The following is a 26,122-nucleotide window of genomic DNA, read 5'->3' on the forward strand; positions in this document are numbered from 1 at the left end:
TGAAATAACTTTTTTACAAAAACCATTTTTACTTTAAAGAGGAAAATCTTCATGGGCGGCATCAGTATTTGGCAGCTTCTAATCGTAGCGTTAATTGTCATTCTATTATTTGGGACTAAAAAATTGCGTTCTTTGGGCGGTGATTTAGGTGGAGCAGTAAAAGGCTTTAAAAACGCCATGACTCCAGAAGATGAAAGTAAATCACTAGAAGACAAAGACCAAACGGCAGCGACTTCGCAACAGGCTGCAGAAAAGCAACCTGAAACAGAATCTAAAGATAAACAGGCGTAATTTATTATGTTTGACGGTATCGGCTTTATGGAGCTGCTGCTGATCGGTATTTTGGGGCTAGTGGTACTAGGCCCCGAAAGACTACCGGTTGCAGTACGTTCGTTAACAGGTTGGATCCGTGCGCTTAAGCGCATGGCTAACTCTGTCAAAGATGAACTTGAGCAAGAGCTTAAAATTGATCAGTTACATGCTGATTTAAAAAAAGCTGAAAGCAAAGGTTTAGCCAATTTGTCGCCAGAGTTACAAGAGTCGATTGATCAGCTGAAAAAAGCCGCTGAATCAGTGAATCGTCCTTATAAGGTTGAAGACACATCACCTGTCGAGCCAAAAAAATCAGCTGACGAGTCTCCTTCAGTCAAAGAAGCTAAGTCATCTGAAGTGACTAGCGAAAACAGTTCAAACCCTAAATCAAACGGATAATCCATGTCGCAACAGCAACCGCTTATTAGCCATTTGCTTGAATTACGTAACAAATTGCTTAAAGCCATTGGCAGTGTGTTATTGGTATTCATTACTATTGTGTATTGGGCTAACGATATTTATCACTACATAGCTTTGCCTTTAATGCGCTCGCTTCCAGAAACGGGCAGTATGATTGCAACCGACGTAGCCGCGCCTTTTTTTGCACCCTTTAAATTAACACTAGTATTAGCATTCTTCATCGCCATTCCCTATGTGCTTTATCAAGTATGGTCTTTTGTAGCACCTGGGTTATACAAACATGAAAAACGCTTAGTTGTTCCCTTGTTAGCCAGCAGCACCCTGTTGTTTTATCTTGGAATAGCCTTTGCCTACTATATTGTTTTCCCAGTTGTATTTGGGTTTTTCACCAGTGTCGTTCCAGAAGGCGTGCAAGTTGCTACTGATATCAGCAGTTATTTGAGTTTTATTCTAAAATTATTTTTTGCCTTTGGTTTAGCTTTTGAAATACCTGTAGCAGTCGTTTTGCTTTGCTGGGCTGGTGTTACAACACCCGATGAGTTACGCCAAAAACGTCCTTATATTGTAGTAGGAGCTTTTGTTGTTGGCATGGTACTCACGCCTCCCGATATTATCTCGCAGACTATGCTAGCCGTACCAATGCTGTTATTGTTTGAAGGTGGACTAATCGCCGCGCGTTTCTACAGCAAAAAAGAAGATGAGCCAGAGAACGAAGAAGCTGAAAATTAAGCGATAAAGAAAGGCTCTACAGACTAAAATAATAAGGAAGAATCAATGCGTTTAAGTTTAATTGCCGTCGGGATCGTATTGATCTCGGCTAATGCATATGCCAATACCAATCTTGGCCAGCAACTGTCTATATGTGCAGCTAAAACGGACAAAACTGTGCGATTAACTTGTTATGACGAATTAGCGGCTAATGCTAAACCCAGTGCTCACATAATGACGACGGCAAATACAACTAAGATTGCCCCATCAGAGGCTCCAAGGCCACCCGCTACACCAAACGTTGTGTTACCTTTGGTTGCAACAAGTCCTCAAGTACTCAGCGTTGATGATTTTGGTTTACAAAAGAAAGTCATAGAAGATGAAGTCGATAAGATTTACTCTGAAGTCATTAGTGTTAAGAAAGATGCGTTAGGCGCATTTGTGATAACACTCAGCAATGGTCAAGTCTGGAAGCAAAGTAGCTCAAAGTATTATAAAATCAAAAAAGGTCAACGCATCTTTATTGAAACAGGTGCATTGAATTCATTTTTATTGGGTAGCGATGATCGCAATGCTACTACCCGAGTTAGACGATTAAAGTAACTACAGTACTTTTATTACATGACTCAATACATCGACATTGCTGTTAATCTGCTTAGCGACAGGCTGAAGCACGATATTGACACTATTATCAATGACGCGGCGAAACATCATGTTTCGCCGTTAATTGTTATTGGCAGCGATCTCGATGAAAGCTCCGACTCAATATCTCTCTGCCAACAATACCCGCAACAACTCTACTGCACGACAGGTGTACATCCGCATCATGCATCATCTTGGGATCAACATAGCAAAGCACGTTTAACTCAGCTGGCCAAACAAGACACCGTGGTAGCTATTGGTGAATGTGGGCTTGACTACAATCGTGACTTTTCACCACGCCCGGTACAAAGAAAGGCATTTGCAGCGCAATTAGAGCTAGCTTGCGAACTCAATATGCCAGTGCTGATGCATTGTCGTGAAGCGCATAGCGATTTTATCGCCATTGTAAATGAGTATCGAGCTCATCTCCCTAATGCCTTACTACACTGCTTTACTGGCAGTAAAGATGAGTTAATTGAGTGCTTAGCCGCTGATTTATATATTGGCATTACTGGGTGGATTTGCGATGAACGTCGAGGGCAAGACCTTGCTCAATTAGTACCATTAATTCCTAATAATCGCATTATGGCAGAAACCGATAGTCCTTACTTATTACCTCGCAGTATGCGACCTAAACCTAAATCGAGTAAAAATCTACCCCAATACTTACCTTATATTGTCGAATACATGGCCAATTTACGCCAACAATCAGTACAATCATTAGCGCAAGAATGTTATAAAAACAGTTGTGACTTTTTCCAACTGCCAGTTCATTTTAGCGTGAATAATAACTCATGATGGCCATCATAACTCATCAGTTACAACAGCAATGTAAATATCACTTTAGGGTGTTAATTGGATTATTTTTGCTGTTGATTAGCCAAAACTGTTGGGCTAATACACTCTCTGGAGTACCGCTTAGACTGACATCAGACTCCATAACAAAAATTGAATTACACGACTGGGTTTATGCCAATCAAAGTAATGATATTGAAACTCTAACCACATTATTACAACGGCCAGAAAACAGCTGGAAAAAACTTGATACCAATCAACCATATCAAATAGGCATTAAAAACTATTGGGTGAGTTTTAGTATATTTAATCCCAACGACCATCTATCACGCATTATTGCCTTAGATAACCCATTGCTCGACAGTGTTAAAATATACCACCTGATCAATGGGGAACTGGTCAGTACTGAAATAATGGGCGACTCCTTACCGTTTAAGCAACGACCACTACAAAGCAATATCTTTTTATACCCAGTTAATTTTGAACCTGGTGATACACATACTTTTTATTTAAAAATAGACAGCAAAGGTAGCATCAGTTTGCCATTAGTGTTGTGGTCATCAAACGACCTAACCCAACTCACTGAAACTAAGAATTTGTTTAATGGCATGCAAATAGGATTATTACTCGCTATTTGCTTGTTCAGTTTATTTATCGCGCTCGCGTCGGCATCTTATAGTTACAGTTATTACAGCGGCTATGTATTAGGGCTTACGTTACTCACGGCGACAATTCATGGCGTATCATTTCGCTATTTGTGGCCTCAATGGCCCATTATACAACAGTATATTTTCATTATTATTATCCCATTAACATTGGGTTTTTCATTGATGTTTACTGAAAAAGTATTGCAACTAAAATATCATAATCTAAAAATGCTGCGTATTTGTCGCATCATGGCAGTGCTTTGTTTTGGCTTAACGATCATCATGCCATTTATTAACTACAGTTTTGCGCTGTATGTTTTAGCATTTGTGGTGTTAACTATCAGCACAATCCTAATGGCTTTCTCATTAATCCAAGCTTTTAGCGGCCAACGCAATGCCCCTTTATATGCCATTGGCCGTATGGGCTTAATGATTGGGTGCATCATTACAGGGCTAATTTACCTCGGTCTAATCACCCTAAGCATATCGCCACAGATCCCCGTAATGATAGGACTCACTTTTGAAGTCATCACCATGGCGGCAGTACTCGCCTTACGTTATAACGATGAACGAAAGGCTAAATTTGAGATCCAGCAACAGACATTAGAGCAAGAACAACGGCTGCGAGAAATCCGTGAAGAAGCACTGCGTAGTGAGGCTGGAAATAGTGAAAAACTTGAGCAAATGGTTCAAGAACGGACACTTGAATTAGAAATTACCTTACGTGAACTCAATGAGGTGAATCAAAAGCTGACAGAACAAAACACCATAGACAGCCTTACTGGAGTGAAGAATCGTAGTGCTTTTGATCGTCGCCTCATTGCAGAAGGCCGTATTAGCCGACGCCAACAGACACCGATGTCTTTGTTAATGATTGATATCGATAAATTTAAAAATATCAATGACCAATATGGTCACCTTAGTGGCGACTACACCATAAAGATGATTGCAAATACATTATGTGAATACATTAAACGTCCAACGGATCTCGTATCACGTTTTGGTGGTGAAGAATTTGCTATTATATTACCGAGTACAGATATAGAAGGTGCTCTGCTAGTTGCGGAGCAAATTCGCCAAGCTATCAGCGATCTTACCATTGCCCATAATGGTTACACGATACCCTTAACGGTCAGTATCGGTGTGAGTGAGACAATTATCGACAGTGATGAGCATCCAATGCTATTACTAGAACAAGCAGATAAAGCCCTGTATAAAGCCAAACGCAGTGGCCGTAACAAAGTCTGCTATTACCCGCTCGAAACAGACGAGATCTAAACCAGGAGTCGAAATTGAATATTATTACTAGTGCCTTTCCACAGCGCAGAATGCGCCGCATGCGTAAACATGAATTTAGCCGTCGTTTAATGTCTGAAAATACCTTAACAGTTAACGATCTCATTTATCCAATGTTTGTGTTAGAAGGTTTTCAACGCTCAGAAAAAATTGCTTCAATGCCAGGAATTGAACGATTTTCAGTTGATCTATTGTTAAAAGAAGCCGCTGAGCTGGTTGAGCTTGGCATTCCGCTTATTGCATTATTCCCCGTGACGCCAGCGGATAAAAAGAGTTTACTGGCAGAAGAATCTTACAATCCTGATGGATTAGTGCAGCGTGCCGTGCGTGAATTAAAGCAAGCATTCCCACAGCTTGGTATCATGACTGATGTAGCTTTAGATCCCTACACGACTCATGGTCAAGACGGTATTATCGATGACACTGGTTATATCATGAATGACATCACCACCGAGATCCTAGTCAAGCAGGCTTTATCTCATGCCGCTGCAGGGGCAGATATTGTCGCGCCATCAGACATGATGGACGGTCGTATAGGTGCAATTCGCCAAGCCCTTGAAGAAAATGGCTTTGTGAATACTCAGATCATGGCTTATTCCGCTAAGTATTCCTCAAGTTATTATGGTCCTTTTCGTGATGCTGTCGGATCGGCTAGTAATTTAAAAGGTGGCAATAAACACAGCTACCAAATGGATCCGGCCAATAGCGACGAAGCATTACACGAAGTGGCATTAGATATCCAAGAAGGTGCTGACATGGTCATGGTTAAACCAGGGATGCCTTATTTAGACATAGTACGCCGTGTCAAAACTGAATTAGCAGTGCCAACATTTGCTTATCAAGTCAGTGGTGAGTACGCCATGCATATGGCTGCTATTCAAAACGGTTGGTTAGCAGAAAAAGCCATTGTGATGGAGTCATTACTTTGCTTTAAGCGCGCTGGTGCAGACGGTATTTTAACCTACTTTGCCAAACGTGCTGCTCAGTGGCTTAAAGAACAAAATTCATAAGCCTCCGATATTGAGTGGTTATAAAGCCAATCCATCTCGGGTTGGCTTTTTTAATTTAACACTGCCTACTTTGCGTCGGTTTTAATTCGATTACCTCGTGGGACAAGTCACATACACCTCATTATCGTGATCAGCTCTACATCATAGCTCATAGTCTCTTAACAGCCCTGTTTAAGCATGCTTGAATACACTCAAGAACAGTATTTTCTTCTTAAGCGAGACATTATCATGCACAATAACGTTAGAACATTATTGGCCACCACGGCACTCTTTTTCAGTGCCCAAATGCTGCCTATGGCCGCATCTGCGAATTCAGGTTGCGCATTTGAAAAAGATCAACAAGGCTTTATGGCAACATGCAGCGAGGAGAAACAAGAAGTGATTTTAACTGGCGTAATCCAACCACAAACTCTAACGACTGAATTACCAGGCTATACTGAAGGGTTTACCAATTACCAAGTTGATGCGCAAGCAATCGATGTACTCAAAGCCATTAATGAACCGACGCAAATAGTCGTGATTATTGGCACTTGGTGCCCAGATTGCCATCGCGAAACACCGCACTTTATGCGAATTATTGAAGCGGCAGCCAATCCCAACATTGAAGTTGAATACATTGGTGTCGACCGAAGCAAGCAGGACCCTGAAGGTTTAGCGGCAAAATATGCGTTCAGCCGCATTCCAACGTTTATCGTTAAACAGCAAGGCAATGAGCTAGGTCGTATCGTTGAACGCCCTCAAGCCACACTGGAAGCCGATTTAGTTGAGATTTTAAAGTAGTTATGTAAGAAGTTATTGAAAATTTTTGTTTAAACAACTAAAAGTAATAACTTAATAATCAAAAAAATAGGTCACCAATGGTGACCTATTTTTTATTACGCTTATGTCAGTAACTACAACGAGACTTTAGCGGCTATGCGATCGGCTAACAGTTGTAATACGCCTTCGCGAAGTGCGCCACCAGCAAGATGTAAACGACTCATTGATAGACTTTCAAACAACGCGATTAAAATCGCAACTCCCGCAGCAAATGTGGGAGCTTGTTCGGCATTTAAGCCGTTAATACCACTAAGCCTTGCATCTGCTTGCGATAATATTTCATCACGAAAAGCATACAAAATCTTAAGGGTAATCACTTCCGAGCGTTGTCGATGCTGTAACACCGATACCACTGATTGAACCGCACCAGAAGCCCCTACAACACTTTGCCACCCTAAATTGAGTAAGTGAGGACGATGTTCTGCCAAAATCATATTAACGTAATCTACGGCCTGTTCAAAATCGATGCTTTGAAGCGGCGCATGACTAAAAAATCGTTGATTAAATAGCACGCACCCCATTGGCAAACTGGTTTTAAACAACACCTGACTGCCGTCACCAATAATAAACTCGGTACTAGCGCCGCCAATATCAATCACTAACCGGCGTCCCTCACCTTTAGTGGTTGCCACCATACCTTGATAAATCAGTTCAGCTTCGCGCAATCCCGAAATGACCTCGATTGGATGCAATAATATTGGCATCGCTCGCTGGTGAAATTCATCGGCATTACGGATAACACGCAAAGTAGCGGTAGCAAATACAGCCACATTAGCGCTATCGATATGGTGCTGCGCTAACATGTCGGCAAACATGGCTAAGCATTCTAAACCACGCAGCATAACAGGTTCAGACAACATACCGTCATCACCTATACCTTCGGCAAGGCGTACTTTGCGTTTATATTTAGCGATAACAATCGGCTTATTACCCACCGAATTAGCCACTAACATATTGAAACTGTTAGAACCTAATGTTATCGCCGCATACGGCTGAGATACAGTTAACAATGGCATTGACTATGGTCTACGAGTCCTATGGCGTGGCGGACGCGAAGTATTTCCACCACTACGATGCGCACCTTTACTTCCACCATCACGAGTCCGAGATGTAGGAGGCTTACGATGAATACGCGCAGGAGGCGGAATATCATCTAGTAACGCATCTTTATCGTAATTAGACACTGGAATTGAATGATTAATATAAGTTTCAATTTCAGGTAAATTCAGTGCATATTCTTCACAAGCAAAACTGACTGAAATACCTTTCTGTCCCGCACGACCTGTTCGGCCAATACGATGCACATAATCTTCACAATCATCAGGTAAATCATAGTTATATACGTGTGACACATCAGAAATATGTAACCCACGAGCGGCCACATCTGTTGCCACTAAAACATCGATATCACCTGAGGTAAATTGCTCAAGAATGCGAATACGCTTCTTTTGCGGAACATCGCCGGTTAACAAACCCACACGATGACCATCACCTTCTAAATAAGACCACAACTTTTCACAGCTGTGTTTTGTGTTCGAAAACACAATCGCTTTATCTGGCCAATCTTCTTCGATTAGACTCAGTAATAAACGCATCTTGTCTTCCATCGACGGATAGAAAATTTCTTCTTTGATATTTTTAGAAGTTTTTTCTAATGGTTCGATTTCAACTTTTTCAGGATCATTCATATGATCGTATGCTAATTCCTGCACTTTCATTGAAAGCGTGGCAGAAAACAACATATTCAAACGTGACTTAGCATCAGGCATTCTGCGGAACAAAAAGCGAATGTCTTTAATAAAACCAAGATCAAACATACGGTCGGCTTCATCAAGCACAACGGCTTGAATGTGGCTTAGACTAATGACACCCTGACGTACATAATCAATAATACGTCCGGTGGTACCAATCAGAATATCAACGCCTTTGTCTAATACAGCGCGTTGGGTTTCATAGCTTTCGCCACCGTAAACAATACCAACTTTTAAGCCTGTATGTGCCGCTAATAGCTTGGCATCTTTAGCAATCTGAATTGCTAATTCTCGCGTTGGCGCCATAATAATAGCGCGGGGTTCGGTTGCTTTGCGACTCTCAGGTGCAGCAACATTGAGTAAGTGGTTAAATGTGGCCACTAAAAATGCCATAGTTTTACCGGTGCCGGTTTGGGCTTGTCCGGCAATATCTTTTGCATTAAGTAAAATAGGTAAAGATAACGCCTGTATTGGCGTGCAAAACTCAAAGCCGTTCTCGTTCAATGCCGCGAGTATTTCGGGCTTTAAAGGGAAGTCGGCGAATTTCTGGGTCGATAAATGTGTTTGGCTCATAGCACAAGCATACCTGTAGGGGTTGCAAAAAAAGATTCGATCGTTTGAAATAGCTACATTACTAAAACGGTCTCTTGAAAAGCTATTTAACTGACCCAATATACATGGTAAGCCATTAATAAACTAGCAATGGAACCAAATCTGGAGAACTACATGAGCGATAAAATTGTATACCTAAGCGATGACAGCTTTGAAAACGACGTATTAAAGTCTGAAACACCAGTATTAGTCGACTTCTGGGCTGAGTGGTGTGGTCCTTGTAAAATGATTGCTCCAATCCTAAACGATGTTGCCGAAGAGTACGCAGGCAAACTAACCGTCGCAAAACTAAACGTTGACCAAAACAACGTTTCACCTGCGAAATACGGCGTACGCGGTATTCCAACATTGTTAATGTTCAAAGGTGGCGAGCTAGTGGCAACTAAAGTTGGTGCACTATCAAAGACGCAACTAAAAGAATTCATTGACGCTAAAATCTAACTAGAAATAGCCTAGAAATGTTAAACGGCACAAGTTTTGAACAATTTGTGCCGTTTTTAGATTTTATTTACGCTAAATTTCTGGACGGCTAACATATAAAGTGCTAATTTATTCATCAGATTTTTTCAATTAACCTCTTCTCGTTTATCAATCATAAAATATCTTTTCAAACTTGCTGATTGATTGCGGTAAGCTTCGTCGCGCAAAACAAGACTCCCATACATGAATTTAACAGAATTAAAAGACACGCCAATTTCAGATCTAGTTTCGCTTGCTGAAAGCATGAATCTGGAAAATATGGCTCGTACCCGTAAACAAGATATCATCTTCTCAATTTTGAAAGCTCACGCTAAAAGCGGAGAAGACATCTTCGGTGGCGGTGTATTAGAAATCCTCCAAGACGGATTTGGATTTTTAAGAAGTTCAGATGGCTCATACCTTGCGGGTCCTGACGATATTTATGTTTCTCCAAGTCAAATTCGTCGATTTAACATGCGTACTGGTGACAGTATTTTTGGTAAAATTCGACCGCCGAAAGAAGGCGAAAGATATTTTGCACTGTTGAAAGTCAGTGAAGTCAACTTTGATAAACCAGAAAGCTCTCGCAACAAAATCCTGTTTGAAAACTTAACCCCATTACATGCAGAAGAACGCCTTCGCATGGAGCGCGGTAATGGTTCAACAGAAGACATCACCTCGCGTATTCTTGATCTTTGTTCTCCAATCGGTAAAGGCCAACGTGGTTTGATTGTTGCGCCGCCAAAAGCCGGTAAAACATTGTTACTGCAAAACATTGCTCAAAGTATTACTTACAACAACCCAGATGTGGTGTTAATGGTATTACTTATCGATGAACGTCCTGAAGAAGTGACCGAAATGCAGCGTATGGTAAAAGGCGAAGTGATTGCTTCTACCTTTGATGAACCAGCCAGCCGTCACGTTCAAGTAGCCGAAATGGTTATCGAGAAAGCAAAACGTTTAGTTGAGCATAAAAAAGACGTCGTCATTTTGTTAGATTCGATTACTCGTTTAGCCCGTGCTTATAACACCGTCATCCCTTCATCGGGTAAAGTGTTAACCGGTGGTGTTGATGCTAACGCACTGCATCGTCCAAAGCGTTTCTTTGGTGCTGCACGTAACATTGAACACGGTGGCAGCTTAACCATTATCGCCACAGCCTTGGTTGATACAGGCTCGAAAATGGACGAAGTAATCTACGAAGAATTTAAAGGTACTGGTAACCAAGAGTTACACCTTTCTCGTAAAGCTGCTGAAAAACGCGTATTCCCTGCGATTGACTTCAATCGCTCTGGTACTCGTCGTGAAGAAAAGCTAACGACAACTGAAGAACTTCAAAAAATGTGGATTTTACGTAAAATCTTACATCCAATGGATGAAGTTTCTGCAATGGAATTCTTAATCGATAAATTGGCTATGACCAAAACTAACGAAGAATTCTTCACAGCAATGAAACGCGCTAAGTAATTAATTACCTAAACGCAAAATAATCGCAAAAATGCCGCTAATTTAGCGGCATTTTTATATGTATATCACGGTTACTAACCAAAGCCATGCCTAGAATCTAGAGCGGACTTCGTCCTGATAGTACGCTTCGCTGCTATAAAAGCTTTAGCTTGTATCGTCTGTAGCTGCGTAGCACTCTAGCAGCGCAGCGCTCTAGCATCTAGTCCTTCCACTTGCCATCGCCTGTTATCGTTTTACCGTTCGTTATCGATCCCCCCGCTTTTAAAGCTTTAGCTTGTATAGCATCTAGCAGCGAAGCGCTCTAGCATCTAGTCTTTGTACTTCTATCGCTTGCCATCGCCTGTTACCGCTTTACCGTTCGTTACCGCTCTTTCAACCTAAACAGATGCCATTTTCCGACGTAAATACGCAATTTGCTGCATATGCGGTAAATCTTTCGGGCAAGTATCTTGGCAGCCGAGTAACGTCATGCAACCAAACACGCCATCTTGATTACCTATGACATGGTAAAAATCATCAGCGGTTCGAGTATCACGGCTGTCTAATTCAAAACGGGCAATTTTCATCATACCGACTGCGCCAACAAAAGTGTCACGCATTTGTTTAGTCGCACAAGCAGAAACACATACACCACATTCTACGCATCGCTCTAACTCATAAAGCTTGGTTGCTTCTTCCGGTGACATCGGCGTTTCGATACGATGAATATCATTATCTGCACTATTTGGATGCAACCACAACGATAAACGCTCAGATAATTCGCGCATAAATTTACCGGTATTTACCGACAGATCGCCAATTAAATCAAAGCCAGGTAATGGCATCAATTTAATATGTCCATCTGGATAATTAGCGGTTAAGGTTCGACAAGCTAACGTCGGAAAACCATTGATCACCATGGCACAACTGCCGCAAATACCCGCACGACAAACAAAATCAAATTGTAGTGATGGGTCTTGTGTTTCACGTAGCTGATTCAACGCGATAAACACCGTCATTCCGGGTGCCTCTGTTAAGCTGTAACTCACCATTTTAGGTTTGTCGCCAGGCTCTTGCGGGTCATATCGAAAAATTGAAAAAGTTAACGTGCGTGCTTGGCTCATATTACTTTTCTCCAGACTCAGCGTTGGTTTTGGCTACAGTATCAGTGAAGCGCTGATTACGTGGTTGATATTCTTCAGGTAACTCATAAGGCATTAATGCCGCTTGCTTGGCATACCTATCTGCATCGTCACCGAGTTCAGCTAAAATAGCTTCAACCTGTTGCTGACGTTTTTGGGTATCAGGATGAGCAATCGCATTATCAACACCATAACCTCGATAACCAGGCGGTAATTCCATTCGCATCACATCGAGCGCTTCATAACTCATTTCTGGTCGTAAGCTATTAGCATCTGGCCAACGGGTTAATGTACGATTCAACCAGTCTTGGTCATTACGCTGTGGAAAATCTTCACGAGAATGCGCGCCTCGACTTTCGGTACGAGCAAGCGCCCCGCATGCAACGGTCACAGCCACTTTCAACATCCGTTTGACGCGTAACGCTTCAACTAATTCAGGATTTGCATGACGTTTTTTACACTTTAACCCGAGGTTTTTCGAACGTTCAAGCAGTTCAGTTAATTGGTTAACAGCCAGTTCAAGTTCAGGCCCATTGCGGAAAATACCGACGTAATCCATCATGATTTTTTGCATTGCAGCTTTAAGTTTAAATGGATCTTCTGTTCCTTCGCCCTCAATAAGCTGATCAACTTCTGTTTGTAACTGCTTACCAAACTGGGCGATTAAATCGGTATCAACGACCAAACTATTTTGCTCACCAAAGTCAGCAACATACTTACCGATAATCATTCCGCCAACCACAGTTTCTGCTAGGGAGTTGCCACCGAGTCGATTAAAGCCATGCATATCCCAACAAGCAGCCTCTCCAACACTAAACAACCCTGATAATTGTGGACTTTCGCCATTGGCTTTAGTACGAATACCGCCCATAGAATAATGTTGTGTAGGCCGAACAGGGATCCAATCTTTAACCGGATCAATACCTAAAAAGTTCTCACAAATCTCTTTAACTTCACGCAAATTGGTATCAATGTGCTTTTGACCTAATAAGGTAATATCCAGCCATAAATGCGGCCCATAAGGGCTATTTACGCCTTTTCCTTTGCGCATATGCTCAGTCATTCTACGAGACACAACATCTCGCGAAGCCAGTTCTTTTTTCTCTGGTTCATAGTCGGGCATAAAGCGGTAACCGTCTTTATCACGCAGCACACCACCATCACCACGGCAACCTTCCGTCGTTAAAATACCCACAGGAACAATAGCCGTAGGGTGAAACTGTACCGCTTCCATATTGCCCAGCGTTGCGACGCCAGTGTCTAGCGCCAATGCTTGACCAATCCCCTCACAAATAATGGCATTGGTCGACACCGCATAAATCCGCCCATAGCCACCTGTGGCAATAGTGGTAGATTTAGCGATGTAAGCGCGTAATTCACCCGTAATTAAGCAACGAGCGATGACACCATGGCAACGCACTCCATCATGAATAAGCGTTAATGCTTCCATCCGCTCATGCACAGGAATACCTAGCGAAATAGCCTTATTATCGACGGCATACAATAAAGAATGACCTGCACCGTCTGCGGTATAGCAAGTACGCCACTTTTTGGTACCCCCAAAATCACGCGCGTTAATGAGTCCATGAGCAGCTTCTGCTTCAGTGATAGTCACTTTTTCCGCATTAACAATAACTTGTCTATCGCCTTTAGTTACTCGAGTCCAAGGAACGCCCCACTGAGCTAACTCTCTTACCGCTTTGGGTGCACAGTGAGCAAACATTCGAGCAACATCTTGATCGCAGCCCCAATCGGAACCTTTTACCGTATCTTGAAAATGGATGTCTTCATCATCACCTTCACCTTTTATGGTATTGGCTAAACTGGCTTGCATGCCACCTTGGGCAGCGACAGAGTGCGATCTTTTAGCAGGAACAAGCGATAACACCAAGGTATCGAGGCCACGTTCTTTTGAGGCTATCGCGACTCTTAACCCTGCCAGTCCAGCGCCTACTACCAAGGTGTCGGTATAAATAATTTTCATTTTAATTCCTTATAACATCGACACATATGGCACCACAGGTAACGCCAAAGAACGGCCAATAAAAATATAAGTCAGCAAACTCGCTACTCCTAGCACCATTAAATACGCTAACAGCACCTTAGCAAATTTGAGCATGGCAAAGCGTTGCTCAACCAAGCCCCATTTCACCACTACTCGATATAAACCAAATACGCCATGCACTGCTACAACAGGTAATAGCAGGATATATAAAACCCAAGCATTAAGGTGGTACACACGCTCGGCCGAAAGATGTGGGCCTATTTCAGGATTGGTTATCATGGTGAATAAGTGCGTTGGCACGAGGAAGAACAATAAAAAACCAGTGATCATTTGCCAAAACCAGATTTTGGTATCTTCATGAGGTAAAAAACGCATTTGATTGCGTAAGGCGCGCCATTGGCCTAATTGAGTCGGAAAACGCCGTAATGCAAATACCGCATGGATCAGTACTACCAATAACATAAAGCAGGAAAAAATTTGAGTTACCAGCGGGTAACCATGACCAGTTTCACTGAATATTCCACCCTCAAGAAACTGTGCCACTTGGTAGAAGGCTTCTTTGCCAAACAAAATACTCGACTCAAAATGCAAATGCATCACTAGAAAAAGTCCCAGTATTACACCGGACAAACTTTGTAGTTTATCCGCTCGAGCAGCCCAAAGAGGGTGAGCAAAACCTTTGTCGGTATTTACCGCACTGTCGACTTTCGTTTGCAAAGAATTCGCAGCCATAAAGCATCATATCCTGTTAAGCACAATAACAAGTATTGACCATATCAAGAGTTTTTGAATAGCGGCAATGAACAATGATCAAACCGTGATAATGTTCACCTATTATTAAGCGGGAGTTAGAAGCATGTCACACAAACTAGCAAATAAAAACTTAAACAATACTGATAGTTAACTAAATATCGAAACGAGTATTCGGTAGGTAAAACAATCTAACGTGTATCTAAAAAGGTGTCGTTACGCTAATAATTACGGGCAATATTGACGTAACTTATCGCGTAATAGCAACATGACCTGAGTGATATTTTCGCGACCAGGACAGATCAAATTTAACGCAACTGACTCACCAACACATTCAGTAAGTTTCGGGACTAACTTACCTGTTTTCTTATCATCAGCAATATCCTGGGCGATTTTTAATATAAACGTGACCGAAAATGGTCCATCTTCATTTAGCAAACAACCAATAAACTCTCACCTAAACGAGCATCTTAAAATAACTTGGGTATAATAAGCGCCAATTTGATATTACTTTTACCACAGTTAGGAAAATCCCATGGCTTGGATCCAATTACGCATTCACACTCATCGCGATAACGCCGACTTGCTTGGCGACTTATTAATGGATCACGGTTCACTTTCCATCACCTACGAAGATGGCCAAGACGAGCCTATTTTCGAACCTAAGCTAGGTGAAACACCGCTGTGGCAAGATACCGTAATGATTGCATTGTTTGATGCAGGTACTGACTTAGCACCCACAATCGAATTTTTAGAATCGATGCCATTTTTAGGCAAAGGCTTTAATCATAAAATTGAACAAGTCGAAGATAAAGACTGGATCCGCGAATGGATGGACAGCTTTCACCCAATCCAATTTGGTACACGTTTATGGATTTGCCCTAGCTGGCGTGAAATTCCTGATCCGACTGCGGTTAACGTCATTCTCGATCCAGGTTTAGCCTTTGGTACAGGTACTCACCCTACCACCGCCTTATGTTTAGAATGGTTAGACAGCCTAGATTTATCAAACCAAGAAGTCATCGATTTTGGTTGTGGATCGGGTATTTTGGCTATTGCCGCAATCAAACTCGGCGCCAAGAAAGTAACAGGTGTTGATATTGACTATCAGGCTATTGACGCTTCAAAAGCCAATGCTGAACGTAACGACGTAGTGGATAAATTGGCCCTATATTTACCAGAAGATCAACCAGCCAACTTACAAGCAGACGTATTAGTCGCCAATATTCTTGCCGGTCCGTTAAAAGAGCTAGCACCGCTGATAGCTGAAAAAGTCAAAATTGGTGGCAAACTGGCGCTATCGGGTTTATTGCAAGAACAAGCACAAGAAGTATCCGACTTCTACAGCCAATGGTTCATCATGGATCCAGTATGTAACAAAGAAGACTGGAGTCGCTTAACAGGAATACGTAAGTAGCCTGCCCACAAGCCTAAAACGCACTCAATTATGGGCTATATTATGAACGAATTGCGTGCGTAAATTCTCGTTTACAGGTTGTTAACATCAATAATTGACACTGGTATATATGAAAACGTCTCTCTGCAACACGCACCAGTGCTCAAAAATGGCCGAAAAACGCCAATTATTAGTCAAAGATGTGACGGCTAATAAAAGTCAAGCAAAAAAGTTGCATTTAGGTCATTTATTGACCTTTTCACGGCCGTAAAAAAGGGCTACTATAGCGCCCCTTTGGAGAGCAAGGTGAAGTCCGAAATGCAAATTGGCCCGTATCAACTGTCTAATCAGCTGATTGTGGCACCAATGGCAGGTGTCACCGATCAGGCCTTCCGAAATCTCTGTTTACGCTATGGCGCAGCTTTAGCCGTATCAGAAATGCTTTCATCGAATCCCGACGTTTGGGACAGCGACAAAAGCCGCCAGCGCATGATGCATTCTGGTGAAGAAGGAATACGCTCCGTACAAATAGCAGGTGCAGATCCTGATTTAATGGCCAATGCCGCTAAGTTCAACGTTGAACAAGGTGCGCACATCATTGATATCAATATGGGCTGTCCAGCAAAGAAAGTGAATAAAAAATTTGCTGGTTCTGCGTTAATGCAAAGCCCCAGCTTAGTAAAAGAGATTTTACAAGCCGTGGTTGCTGCAGTAGACGTACCAGTAACGTTAAAGATACGCACGGGTTGGGAGCCTGAACATCGTAATGGTGTTGAAATAGCCCAAATTGCTGAAGATTGTGGCATTGTCTCGCTCGCCGTTCACGGCCGAACCAGACAATGCATGTACAAAGGCTTTGCCGAGTACGACACCATAAAAGCAATTAAACAGAATGTCTCAATTCCTGTTGTCGCTAACGGGGACATCGACACACCAGAAAAAGCCAAGTTTGTACTTGACTACACTGGCGCCGATGCCCTGATGATTGGAAGAGGTGCACAAGGACGGCCTTGGATTTTTAAAGAAATCCTACATTATCTGGAAACAGGTAAAAAGTTAGCGCCAATTAAGGCAGAAGAGCAACGCAGTGTGATGCTTGAACACCTTAAGAAACTTTATGACTTATATGGCGAATACAAAGGTGTCCGATTTGCTAGAAAGCATGTCGGGTGGTACCTAAACCATGAGGAACAGCGCCAATTTCGTGCTGACTTCAATCGGCTTGAAACCGCTGCCCAGCAACATTCCCTCGTAGAATGTTATTTTGATGAATTAGTTTAGAATTTAATAAAGAGCAGAATAGAATGTTTGATCAGACAACTAACACAGAAGTTCACCAGCTTACCGTAGGCAAAATCGAAACAGCAAACGGCACTATCAAGCCGCAGTTATTACGTGACGCAGTAAAACGTGCCGTGACTAACTTCTTCTCTCAGTTAGACGGTCAGGAAGCTTCTGAAGTATATGAAATGGTATTGTGCGAAGTTGAAGCACCTTTACTAGACATCATCATGCAACACACTCGTGGCAACCAAACGCGCGCTGCTAATATGTTAGGTATCAACCGTGGTACTTTACGTAAGAAATTAAAGAAATACGGCATGAACTAAGACCTAGCGTCTAAGTGATTGTAATGAAACGGGCTTATCAGCAATGATAAGCCCGTTTTGTTTTATCAGTTACACTCGTAGTAACACATCACTTATCAGCAAGTGTTATATACGAGTAGAAACAGTCATCCATTTCTAATAACTACTGCACCTGTTGCGGAGAGATTTTGGCTTTATCAATGGTATTGCTACAACTAGGCACGCGGTTACCTCGATAATTTTTACAGCCCCAAAAAACCCCTCGAGCACTTTCTCGTAAACTCATATCACCGCCACAGACGTTACATATCGGCGCCATATGGCTACAACTGTCATTGAGGCATACCTTGAAACCGATAAAACGTTTACGTGTCATCGGACTGCCGCATTCGTCACAGCCTACTTCTTTGTGATCGCACAATGGAAAGTGTGAGCAAGAAAAGAATGATGTGAACTTGCCCACTCGTAGTTTTAATATCCCAGTGGTACATCGGACACAGTTAATTTGTTCAAACAAGGATTGCACCAAAGACGTACTAAATTCTTGTTGTTCAACGGCATAATCTTGTTGGATCAGTTCCACAATAAATGGGCTCACATTGGTCATATCGGCGATAACGTAAACTCGGTGCTTTGCACGGGTTAGCGCGACATAAAATAAACGCCGTTCTTCTGCAAACTCAAAATTTTCAGCTTTAGGTAAAAACGCATCAAGTAAAGGTGGCGTTATTTTTTTCGACGGAAATCCATGTATGCCTTGGGTCATTCCCATAATCACCACATAGTCGGCCTCTTTACCTTTGGAAGCATGAAACGATAAACACTCAATCACGAACATCGGGTATTTAGCCGTTAACTGACGCAACATGTCTTTATCTGGCAACTGAAACCAGAAACGGGCCAGCAAATATACTGTTGGTTTAGCTTTAAGCTTATCAACAGCTTGAGTAACACGGACGGACAGAGCATTTAAGGCTTGCTCTAATGCGTTGGCACTCGGCTCATCTTTAGTTGCGCCCTCATTGGTACCACGACGAAGTATTGATACTGCAGGCTTGGCAACTTGTACCAATGAATGGATATCTTTGTTGAGTTGATGCGGATTTTTACTCACAAAAGCGCTAGCCACTTCGCCGATACGGTTATTAAATCTAAAAGTAAGATCCAAATACGTTTCGCTGGCATGGCCAAAATAGCGTTTAAATTGAGTCGTTAAACGGACATCCGCACCACTAAAGCGATAAATAGCCTGCCAATCGTCGCCAACACAAAATAATGAAGTATCGCTGTTACCTTTTTTCGTGCGCGAATCTCGCAAGGCTCGCACTAAACGTGCTCTGGGTTCTGAAATATCTTGAAACTCATCGACCATGATATATTGCCATGGGCTGACATATTGACCACTTTGCAGGTATGCGAGTGCTTTGGCTATCATGTCCTCAAAGTCGATATCACCGTGAGCAGATAAATACTGTTGATACTGCTGTAAAATGGGTTGGAGTAATTCAAATGCTTTACGCGTTTGGGTAGCATCAGCAGCATTGGCAAATACCTTTTCCAGCCCGGCCTCGTCAATACAAGCTGCTTTGTATAAGCCAATGAGCTGGCTAAACAATTTTGCCAGCTCAGTGACTCGTCCCAGTTCATAAAGAGTTGCCAATATCGCTTCATCGGGTAAAGGTGAGTCGTTAACCTTAAATACCGTTAAAGCTTGTTCAAGCTTATTAATTAACTGACTTGTCTTGTGCTGATAATAAAATAATTCGATGCAGTTGGTTTGGCGCTGATGATGTAACTGCCGTTTCCATTCCATTGATGCTAAATATGCAGTTTGATCGATATAAGGAGCCGTATTATTGGCTTCATCAATGCCATAATATTCAATATAAACCTCATATTCAGGTAGATAAAAATCAGCTTGATACTGGCGAAAATCAACCGTGCTGACATCAAATTCATACTTGGCTTCATATTGATATTCAATGCCATTGGTAAACAGCCAATTGGCGATATGCAACTCACCAAAACTTTTGACCCTTTCACCTTTCAATGAGCGAATGTCGTTATCATTTAAATATTCAAAATGCTCACCTTGTGTTGAAAATTCGAATGGGCTTTTTTCAACGTAATAATAACGACTGAAATAATCAAAAAGTTGTTTACGATAAGATTCATTTTTAATCAAAACTTCTAATCTATCATGCACCCATTTGTCTTTGGCGGGTTCATCATTTACCCACGCTGATAAGCTAGGTTTCACACCTTCAACATCGGCAATAATTTTCAGGCCTAAACTGTGAAAAGTACTGGCCTTAATATCATCACTGCCCAGCTTATGTTTAATTCGCAGATCCATTTCCATGGCGGCTTTTTTGCCATAAGCAAGCAATAGAATGTCATTAGCTTGAGCTTGACCACTATTCACTAGATAACCTGCTCGGCCCACCATTACGCTGGTTTTCCCCGTTCCAGCGCCCGCGAGCAGCAGATTATTATCATCATCGATAATACATGCTCGACGCTGTTTATTGGTTAGTGGATTTGACTCAACATGATCAAAAAAGTCTGCAAATGCAAGCAACTGTGATTGAATATAGCTTTCACGTAAGCGCTCTATATCCGCTTTATTCCAGTGATAAAAATCGTGTAATTGAGTTAATGCGGTACGTATATTAGCGGGTAGCTCTGCCCCTTCACTCCAAGGGAACCAGCGAAAGTACTCACGTTCAATTCTAGCGCGCATTTTGTCTACTAATGACTGGCGTAAATACCGACTCGATGTGGCTTTTTCAACTCGTAATATCAAATCGCACAGCGATTTTTGATGAGATAAAGCCCAGAGTAATTCGACCTGTTGCTTAAAATCAGATTTAGCAAAATAACTTAAAAATGGAATTTGATAATGGGTACCTGCAGCATTAAAGCTCAATAAGTTACCGAGTAAACTGGCACTAAACAGTGGCGGGTGATCTAATTGCTGCCATGATAACTGCCCAATAATAAGCTGTTTATTATTATACCGAAATCTTGCTAAAAATTGGCCATGGCTAGGTATAAAGGTAATACCCTCTTGCGTCAATTTGATCGCATTTACGTCACGCTGATACAAATGCCCAAACCAACTATGAGGGATAAAGCTAACTGAATTTTCTAATGACAAAGTAAAACCTACGACTCAATGGTTTCATGGGTAACCGGCTTATATTTAAGATAACTATATCGTAATTAAGCATTCATTACGGACAATACTGGGTGTGCGAATGACTCAATGGGCTTTCGCGCTGATACCAATGATAATTGATTTACATTAACCATAAAAGTAAACATATACACAGCATTTAACATACTGAGCATGACATTTGTCCGCGGCTCAATCGCTAGTTCTGCCGACGAATCCCAGCGGGCGACAAAACCACTATTTATTTTCAAGCAACAACGCTAAACGATGGTTATATTTCAGTAGAGATGTCTATCTAAGCATCATTTAGTCTTTTTACATCAATAAAGATAAAAACAAAATAACAATATTAAACAATCACTTATTAATTTCACGTTCACCGCGCAAGACAATAATGCCAATTAAGAAAAAATAAATGGAATAGAATCGACGGCCGCCTCGTTATCACAGTGTCAATCACGACATTACGAGGGAATTAAAAATGAAAACATTACTTAAACCAACGATTATTGCTCTGGCTTGTTTCTCAACCATGGCAATAAGTGCCGAAATGTCAGCATCGACAACCGTATCAGCCCAAGCTGATGTTCAATTAAGCCAAAACCAACAGAATAGCCCAAATGCTAACGCTGAAACACAAAGCAATAATGAGTCAACAATTGCCTCAAGCGAGCCGACCAACAGCGCCTCAGATCAAACTGCTTCAAATGAAGCAGAGTCAGACGGCTCGAGTGACTCCACGCAAACTTCATCAACTGAAATGGCAGCCACAACTGACAACCAAGTTGCGATAACCATACCCACAACAGAAATGCTCACTACGGTAACGTCAGCACTTGATACATCAATCACCAACGCTGACTCAGCAACAACACTTGCTAATAACCAATTAGCCAACACCACAACTGTTGGTGCTGGCATAGCTAATAGCCTGATTAATAACGCCTCGACGGCTGCGCAATTGGTGTCAACTCAAGTAATAGCATCTGGTTCTGCCGGATTATCTGCAGCAACAGAGTTATCGGTTAATCAAGCAGAGACATCACTCAACACCGCAGCAGCGACAGTAAACGCAGCACAACTTGGTGCGAACACCGCCGCAGAAGAGATTCAATCACGTATGAGTGCCGATACACTGTTTGCCACTAGCACAGCAGTATCTGATTCAGTAAGCGCGGCAGTTTCTGGGACAACATCATCGGCCATCAATGCCGCAGCAACCAGCGCAGTGCAACAACAGTTACAGGCAAGTGCAAGTGAACTCATGCAGCAGAACACTCGCGAACAAGTGACGCAAGCGGTGAGCCAAACAGTGAATGCAGAAGTCACTAACACCATTCAAAATACCATTCGCTTATCAAGCGGTCTTTAAGTCGAATACTCCATATGCCGGCAATACTGCCGGCCTATCTTTATTGTTAGGAGTCCTTATGATGACTTTACACTCTCGCGTTACCTGTACACTATTTCTACTGGCTTGCGCTCATATGGGAGTAGCGGCAGAAACCCTATCCGTTAACGGTAAGCTAAAAGCAGGTATGGAATACCAGTCTAACGTCAACATCAGTGAACTTGAACAAGCCAGTGGTGAGTCGGATACGGCGACGGTTTTAGAGGGAGAAATCAATGCAGCTTGGCAAGTTAGCGACAATGTCCGCCTAGACAGTGGCTATAGTATTAATGACAAACGCTATCGAAATGCCAGTGCTTATGACAGTCGCTTACAGCTGGCTTTTATCGATGCGAGCTATGCCTTTGATAATCTAACATTGGGCAGCAGTGTCTATCTGGCTCAAGCTGATTTAGATGGCAGCGATTTTTTAGCGCTCAACCAATTTAGCGTGTATGCCATGCATAATCTTAGCGACAGCTGGTTTATTCGTCCCAGCGTAGTGTATGCCGACAAAGATTTTGCTCAGTTTGAATCGCGTGACGCTAGCAATAAAAGTGCTAATATCGATTCATTTTGGTTTTTTCACCAGGGCCAACGCTTTATCTCATTAGGCGCAACTTATGAGGATGAAGATACACTTGATAAAGCCTTTAGCTATCGCGCTAAAAGTATGAATATCCGCTTGTCTAATCAATTTAATTTATGGCACGTTGTACAAAAAATTCAACTAGGAATGAAATTAACTCAAAGAGATTATGCTTTGGCCATTGACGATAATAAACGTAACGATATACATCAACACATTGATGCTAAGTGGGAGTTAAATATTAATTCCACTTTTGCGCTGCTGACATCCGTTGAATATGGTGACTATCAGTCAATCTTGACCAGTGCGGATTATGATGAAACACGAGCAGGACTGATGTTACAAGCCAGTTTTTAAGGGCGTGTTAGTACCCCATAACCAAATTGTGGATCTTTACCTGGTGCGCCTAAATCAATCACCTGCTGCTGTAATTGCAGCAACACCTGCTCCAATAGCAGCTCTGGTGTTGCAGCCAGCATACAGGCCACTTTGGCCGATACAACGGGCGTGGCCATTGAAGTGCCACTTTCAATACCCACGCTTCCATCTGCTCGGGTAGTCAACACCTTTACTCCTTGCGCCGCAAAATCAATGTAATCCCCCTGATTAGCCCAACGATATAATCCCAGCTGTTTATCTACCGCAGTGACGGCAATAACGTCAGAATATGCAGCTGGATATAATGGCTTAGCGGCTGGCCCACCGTTACCTGCTGCAGCCACTAAAATGGTCTTTGTTTCAGCTAAACGAGATACAACTTCATGTAATATTGGATTATCTGGTCCAGTCAGACTCATATTGATCACCCGCACCTGTTGACCTACTAACCAATTTAACGCCTGCAAGATACTGTCGAGTGTAGCCCCTTGTTGATACGCATTTTGGGCATAAAAGGCTCCTGCGCTGTATAAGGTTAATGACGGTAACAACGGCTTAAGTTGATCATTGTTACCCGCTAATACGCCTGCCACTGCGGTTCCGTGACTATATGAAGATGGGATGTCATCAGTAAGAAAATTTTGTTGGATCAATACTAAGCGATCTTCGGCTATATGCAGCGCTTTATGCCGAGGCACAATCGCGGTATCTATCATGCCTAATCTTATCGGTCTATCGCACATCGCTGTCGTTTCACTTGAAACCACTTGCTGCACTGCCGTTATCTGATCCGTTGTCGCTCTGTCTGCTTGGATAGCCGTTTCAGTACTCGCCTGCGCATCCGTAACTGTGCTTGCTTGATTAGCCGCTTGCGACTGGTATATATAATTTCTGTTTAAATAAGGTGCCAGTAGTGTAGGTAAGGTATTGCGTAATGCATCAACGCTATCAAGCTCGATCGGTACTTGTATTTTAACCAACTGTAAGCCTAACATTGCCAGTTCAGTGCGGCTTTGCACATACATTTCCAGCTCAGGAGTCGTCGTTAACAGCTGTTGCCATTGTGCTATGGATATTAACAATAGCCATTCACGCTCAACGGCGCGTAAACCATGTTCAACTTCAATATCGTTCCATACAGGCTGACCTGCGCTATTTAGCACAGGCACTACAGCAGGCAACTGTAATAAGGGGTCTAACAATGTCGCCTTTAGCGCTAATGTTTGCTGTAATTGCTGCTCCAGCAAACGTTGCTGCTTCAGTGCTTGTAAGCGCTCGGCGCTTCGGCTTACGCTTTGATCGAGTTTATCTATCACTGCAGCAGGAAGTGTTGGCACAGACAATAATTGCCCGTAAGACACTAAAGGTATGAGGGTTAAACTCAGTAATGCGAGTGAATATGCTGTCATTGTTCTCATTGATTTATCTACCTGCGCTGATAGTGTGTAAGATAAAAACGTCTGACAACAAAAAAAATTCCCTCCATGTTGGAATAACTTTGCCCATTGAACCGTTATCAGGGTAAAGAGGAGTATACCCTAAATATGAAACCCGAATTAATCCTACTGCTACCAGCATTAAGACGCTTTGCCTACTCATTAACGGGCTCAATGCATGATGCCGATGACTTGGTGCAAAATACCTTATTACGGATACTTAAATCGCCGCCACCGGAAGATGTTCTGTTAGCTAAATGGGCCTTTAAGATATGTCGAAATCAATGGATTGATGATTATCGCTCACAAAAAGTACGCACCTTAGCCACCAGTAAACCAGAACTGCAGGCAGAAAATTACACCGACGGTGAAGCGGACATCATTAACGATATCACCTTAGGTGAGGTGAATAGCGCGATGAACAATTTGTCTGATGATCAGCGTGAAGTATTATCGTTAATTGCTGTACAAGGCATGAGCTACAGCGAAGCGGCTGAGATACTCGCCATTCCAACAGGAACAATCATGAGCCGCCTAGCAAGAGCTCGATCCAACATGGTCAGCTTTTTTAAACAACCTAACGGGAGCATGGCATGAACCTCAGCGATGAAACCTTATCAGCCTTTTTAGATGCAGAACTACCAGAGCAAGACATGGAGCAAGTCAGGCAAGCGATTGCCGATAATGAAGCGGTTGCCGAACGTTTAGCAGAACTGGCAATGGTTGATCCTATGGTACAAACATTCTATCAAGCCATTGACCAACAGCCCGTTCCAAAAGCCATTAGCACACTACTTGAAACGCCTAGTGCACCGTTTGAAGAGCCTAGCGCTACAGAGAGTAACATTGTAGCCTTTCCTTGGTGGCGCAAAGCACAGCAACAGGTGCAACAATATGCTGCAGCAGTTGCGGTTATCGCGCTAATAGCGGGTTATGGCGTGTATCAACTAGACACGCCACTACAGACCAATACCACAACGGCAGGCATAGACCCAACCATAACAGAACAACTAACGCATTTGCCAAGCGGTGTTATTGCATTGTTAGATGATGACAGCATCATGTCTATTCAACTCAGTTTTTATAATCAACAGGGAGATTTTTGTCGCCAGTATGGTTTGCAAGACCTAAGCCTGCGTAGCGAAAATATTGCCTGTCAGCAGCAGGAGCAATGGCAACAAGTCGCTAATATTGAATATACTATTAGCCAAGATCAGCAAGCTGAATACCAAACGGCTAGCGGCGGTTCTGCACTTGATAGCTTACTCGACAATATTATGGTTGGCGCGCCATTAACAACAGCACAAGAACAGCAAATACTTAGCGAGTTAACAGACTAATTCGCTATGAAT

At 42.4% G+C, this 26,122-nt stretch carries 25 protein-coding genes; 17 read left to right on the forward strand and 8 right to left on the reverse strand.

What is annotated here, in order from left to right; all coding sequences use genetic code 11:
- The first annotated feature begins 51 nt into the window (after positions 1–51).
- From tatA to CXF88_RS07485, 8 genes are all read left to right on the forward strand, one after another.
- Positions 52–291, forward strand: coding sequence for a Sec-independent protein translocase subunit TatA (gene tatA / locus CXF88_RS07450; RefSeq protein WP_101086254.1), 240 nt, complete (start codon positions 52–54; stop codon positions 289–291).
- Positions 292–297: 6 nt separating this feature from the next.
- The gene (tatB, locus tag CXF88_RS07455) at positions 298–711 is read left to right on the forward strand and encodes a Sec-independent protein translocase protein TatB (protein ID WP_101086255.1); all 414 of its coding nucleotides are present in this window, start codon (positions 298–300) and stop codon (positions 709–711) included.
- A gap of 3 nt (positions 712–714) precedes the next feature.
- Positions 715–1,461: a twin-arginine translocase subunit TatC gene (gene tatC, locus CXF88_RS07460; protein WP_101086256.1), complete on the forward strand. Its 747-nt coding sequence runs from the start codon at positions 715–717 to the stop codon at positions 1,459–1,461.
- 45 nt (positions 1,462–1,506) lie between these two features.
- Complete coding sequence (locus CXF88_RS07465; protein ID WP_101086257.1) at positions 1,507–2,043, forward strand: hypothetical protein; 537 nt, start codon at positions 1,507–1,509, stop codon at positions 2,041–2,043.
- A gap of 18 nt (positions 2,044–2,061) precedes the next feature.
- Entirely contained in the window at positions 2,062–2,880 is an 819-nt protein-coding gene (locus CXF88_RS07470) for a TatD family hydrolase (RefSeq protein WP_101086258.1), read from the forward strand.
- On the forward strand, positions 2,877–4,802 hold the full coding sequence (locus tag CXF88_RS07475; RefSeq protein ID WP_101086259.1) for a diguanylate cyclase: 1,926 nt from the start codon (positions 2,877–2,879) through the stop codon (positions 4,800–4,802). The genes CXF88_RS07470 and CXF88_RS07475 overlap by 4 nt, the downstream gene beginning before the upstream one ends.
- A 14-nt stretch (positions 4,803–4,816) precedes the next feature.
- Positions 4,817–5,830 carry a porphobilinogen synthase gene (gene hemB, locus CXF88_RS07480; protein WP_101086260.1) on the forward strand — a complete coding sequence of 338 codons (1,014 nt, stop codon included), beginning with the start codon at positions 4,817–4,819 and terminating at the stop codon, positions 5,828–5,830.
- A 228-nt stretch (positions 5,831–6,058) separates the two neighbouring features.
- Positions 6,059–6,610 (forward strand): thioredoxin family protein, encoded by a 552-nt coding sequence (locus tag CXF88_RS07485; protein ID WP_101086261.1) that lies wholly within the window; start codon positions 6,059–6,061, stop codon positions 6,608–6,610.
- Positions 6,611–6,723: 113 nt separating this feature from the next.
- Here the strand turns inward: CXF88_RS07485 and CXF88_RS07490 are convergent, their stop codons facing one another.
- Together CXF88_RS07490 and rhlB are read right to left on the reverse strand one after the other, a co-directional pair.
- Positions 6,724–7,665 (reverse strand): exopolyphosphatase, encoded by a 942-nt coding sequence (locus CXF88_RS07490; protein WP_101086262.1) that lies wholly within the window; start codon positions 7,663–7,665, stop codon positions 6,724–6,726.
- Between the two features lie 3 nt (positions 7,666–7,668).
- Positions 7,669–8,973 carry an ATP-dependent RNA helicase RhlB gene (rhlB, locus tag CXF88_RS07495; RefSeq protein WP_101086263.1) on the reverse strand — a complete coding sequence of 435 codons (1,305 nt, stop codon included), beginning with the start codon at positions 8,971–8,973 and terminating at the stop codon, positions 7,669–7,671.
- Positions 8,974–9,126: 153 nt separating this feature from the next.
- Here rhlB and trxA point away from each other — a divergent pair, with 153 nt between their 5' ends.
- Both trxA and rho read left to right on the forward strand, forming a co-directional pair.
- Positions 9,127–9,453 carry a thioredoxin TrxA gene (trxA, locus tag CXF88_RS07500; RefSeq protein WP_011635949.1) on the forward strand — a complete coding sequence of 109 codons (327 nt, stop codon included), beginning with the start codon at positions 9,127–9,129 and terminating at the stop codon, positions 9,451–9,453.
- Positions 9,454–9,675: 222 nt separating this feature from the next.
- Positions 9,676–10,938 (forward strand): transcription termination factor Rho, encoded by a 1,263-nt coding sequence (gene rho / locus CXF88_RS07505; protein ID WP_059747484.1) that lies wholly within the window; start codon positions 9,676–9,678, stop codon positions 10,936–10,938.
- 377 nt (positions 10,939–11,315) lie between these two features.
- Here rho and CXF88_RS07510 read toward each other — a convergent pair whose 3' ends face one another.
- From CXF88_RS07510 to CXF88_RS07525, 4 genes are all read right to left on the reverse strand, one after another.
- Positions 11,316–12,041, reverse strand: a complete 726-nt coding sequence (locus tag CXF88_RS07510; RefSeq protein ID WP_101086264.1) for a fumarate reductase iron-sulfur subunit — start codon at positions 12,039–12,041, stop codon at positions 11,316–11,318.
- A 1-nt stretch (position 12,042) separates the two neighbouring features.
- Positions 12,043–14,043 carry a fumarate reductase flavoprotein subunit gene (locus CXF88_RS07515; protein ID WP_101086265.1) on the reverse strand — a complete coding sequence of 667 codons (2,001 nt, stop codon included), beginning with the start codon at positions 14,041–14,043 and terminating at the stop codon, positions 12,043–12,045.
- Between the two features lie 9 nt (positions 14,044–14,052).
- Positions 14,053–14,796: a fumarate reductase cytochrome b subunit gene (locus tag CXF88_RS07520; protein ID WP_101086266.1), complete on the reverse strand. Its 744-nt coding sequence runs from the start codon at positions 14,794–14,796 to the stop codon at positions 14,053–14,055.
- 246 nt (positions 14,797–15,042) lie between these two features.
- Complete coding sequence (locus CXF88_RS07525) at positions 15,043–15,252, reverse strand: hypothetical protein (RefSeq protein ID WP_101086267.1); 210 nt, start codon at positions 15,250–15,252, stop codon at positions 15,043–15,045.
- 97 nt (positions 15,253–15,349) lie between these two features.
- Here CXF88_RS07525 and prmA point away from each other — a divergent pair, with 97 nt between their 5' ends.
- From prmA to fis, 3 genes are all read left to right on the forward strand, one after another.
- Positions 15,350–16,231, forward strand: coding sequence for a 50S ribosomal protein L11 methyltransferase (gene prmA, locus CXF88_RS07530; RefSeq protein WP_101086268.1), 882 nt, complete (start codon positions 15,350–15,352; stop codon positions 16,229–16,231).
- Between the two features lie 297 nt (positions 16,232–16,528).
- The gene (dusB, locus tag CXF88_RS07535) at positions 16,529–17,491 is read left to right on the forward strand and encodes a tRNA dihydrouridine synthase DusB (RefSeq protein WP_011635943.1); all 963 of its coding nucleotides are present in this window, start codon (positions 16,529–16,531) and stop codon (positions 17,489–17,491) included.
- A 23-nt stretch (positions 17,492–17,514) separates the two neighbouring features.
- The gene (gene fis, locus CXF88_RS07540) at positions 17,515–17,820 is read left to right on the forward strand and encodes a DNA-binding transcriptional regulator Fis (RefSeq protein ID WP_011635942.1); all 306 of its coding nucleotides are present in this window, start codon (positions 17,515–17,517) and stop codon (positions 17,818–17,820) included.
- Between the two features lie 142 nt (positions 17,821–17,962).
- On the opposite strand, the gene CXF88_RS07545 is transcribed toward fis, so the two are convergent.
- Complete coding sequence (locus CXF88_RS07545; protein WP_101086269.1) at positions 17,963–20,959, reverse strand: UvrD-helicase domain-containing protein; 2,997 nt, start codon at positions 20,957–20,959, stop codon at positions 17,963–17,965.
- 499 nt (positions 20,960–21,458) lie between these two features.
- Here CXF88_RS07545 and CXF88_RS07550 point away from each other — a divergent pair, with 499 nt between their 5' ends.
- Entirely contained in the window at positions 21,459–22,349 is an 891-nt protein-coding gene (locus CXF88_RS07550; RefSeq protein ID WP_101086270.1) for a hypothetical protein, read from the forward strand.
- Positions 22,350–22,407: 58 nt separating this feature from the next.
- Complete coding sequence (locus CXF88_RS07555) at positions 22,408–23,313, forward strand: surface lipoprotein assembly modifier (RefSeq protein ID WP_101086271.1); 906 nt, start codon at positions 22,408–22,410, stop codon at positions 23,311–23,313.
- Here CXF88_RS07555 and CXF88_RS07560 read toward each other — a convergent pair.
- Positions 23,310–24,743 (reverse strand): S8 family serine peptidase, encoded by a 1,434-nt coding sequence (locus CXF88_RS07560; protein WP_101086272.1) that lies wholly within the window; start codon positions 24,741–24,743, stop codon positions 23,310–23,312. The two genes, CXF88_RS07555 and CXF88_RS07560, sit on opposite strands and share 4 nt — an antisense overlap.
- A gap of 135 nt (positions 24,744–24,878) precedes the next feature.
- Here CXF88_RS07560 and CXF88_RS07565 point away from each other — a divergent pair, with 135 nt between their 5' ends.
- Together CXF88_RS07565 and CXF88_RS07570 are read left to right on the forward strand one after the other, a co-directional pair.
- Positions 24,879–25,367 (forward strand): RNA polymerase sigma factor, encoded by a 489-nt coding sequence (locus CXF88_RS07565; protein ID WP_101086273.1) that lies wholly within the window; start codon positions 24,879–24,881, stop codon positions 25,365–25,367.
- Entirely contained in the window at positions 25,364–26,110 is a 747-nt protein-coding gene (locus tag CXF88_RS07570) for a hypothetical protein (protein ID WP_101086274.1), read from the forward strand. The genes CXF88_RS07565 and CXF88_RS07570 overlap by 4 nt, the downstream gene beginning before the upstream one ends.
- Positions 26,111–26,122 lie beyond the last annotated feature (12 nt).

The sequence above is a fragment of the Shewanella sp. ALD9 genome, from assembly GCF_002836315.1.
Taxonomy (GTDB): Bacteria; Pseudomonadota; Gammaproteobacteria; order Enterobacterales; family Shewanellaceae; genus Shewanella.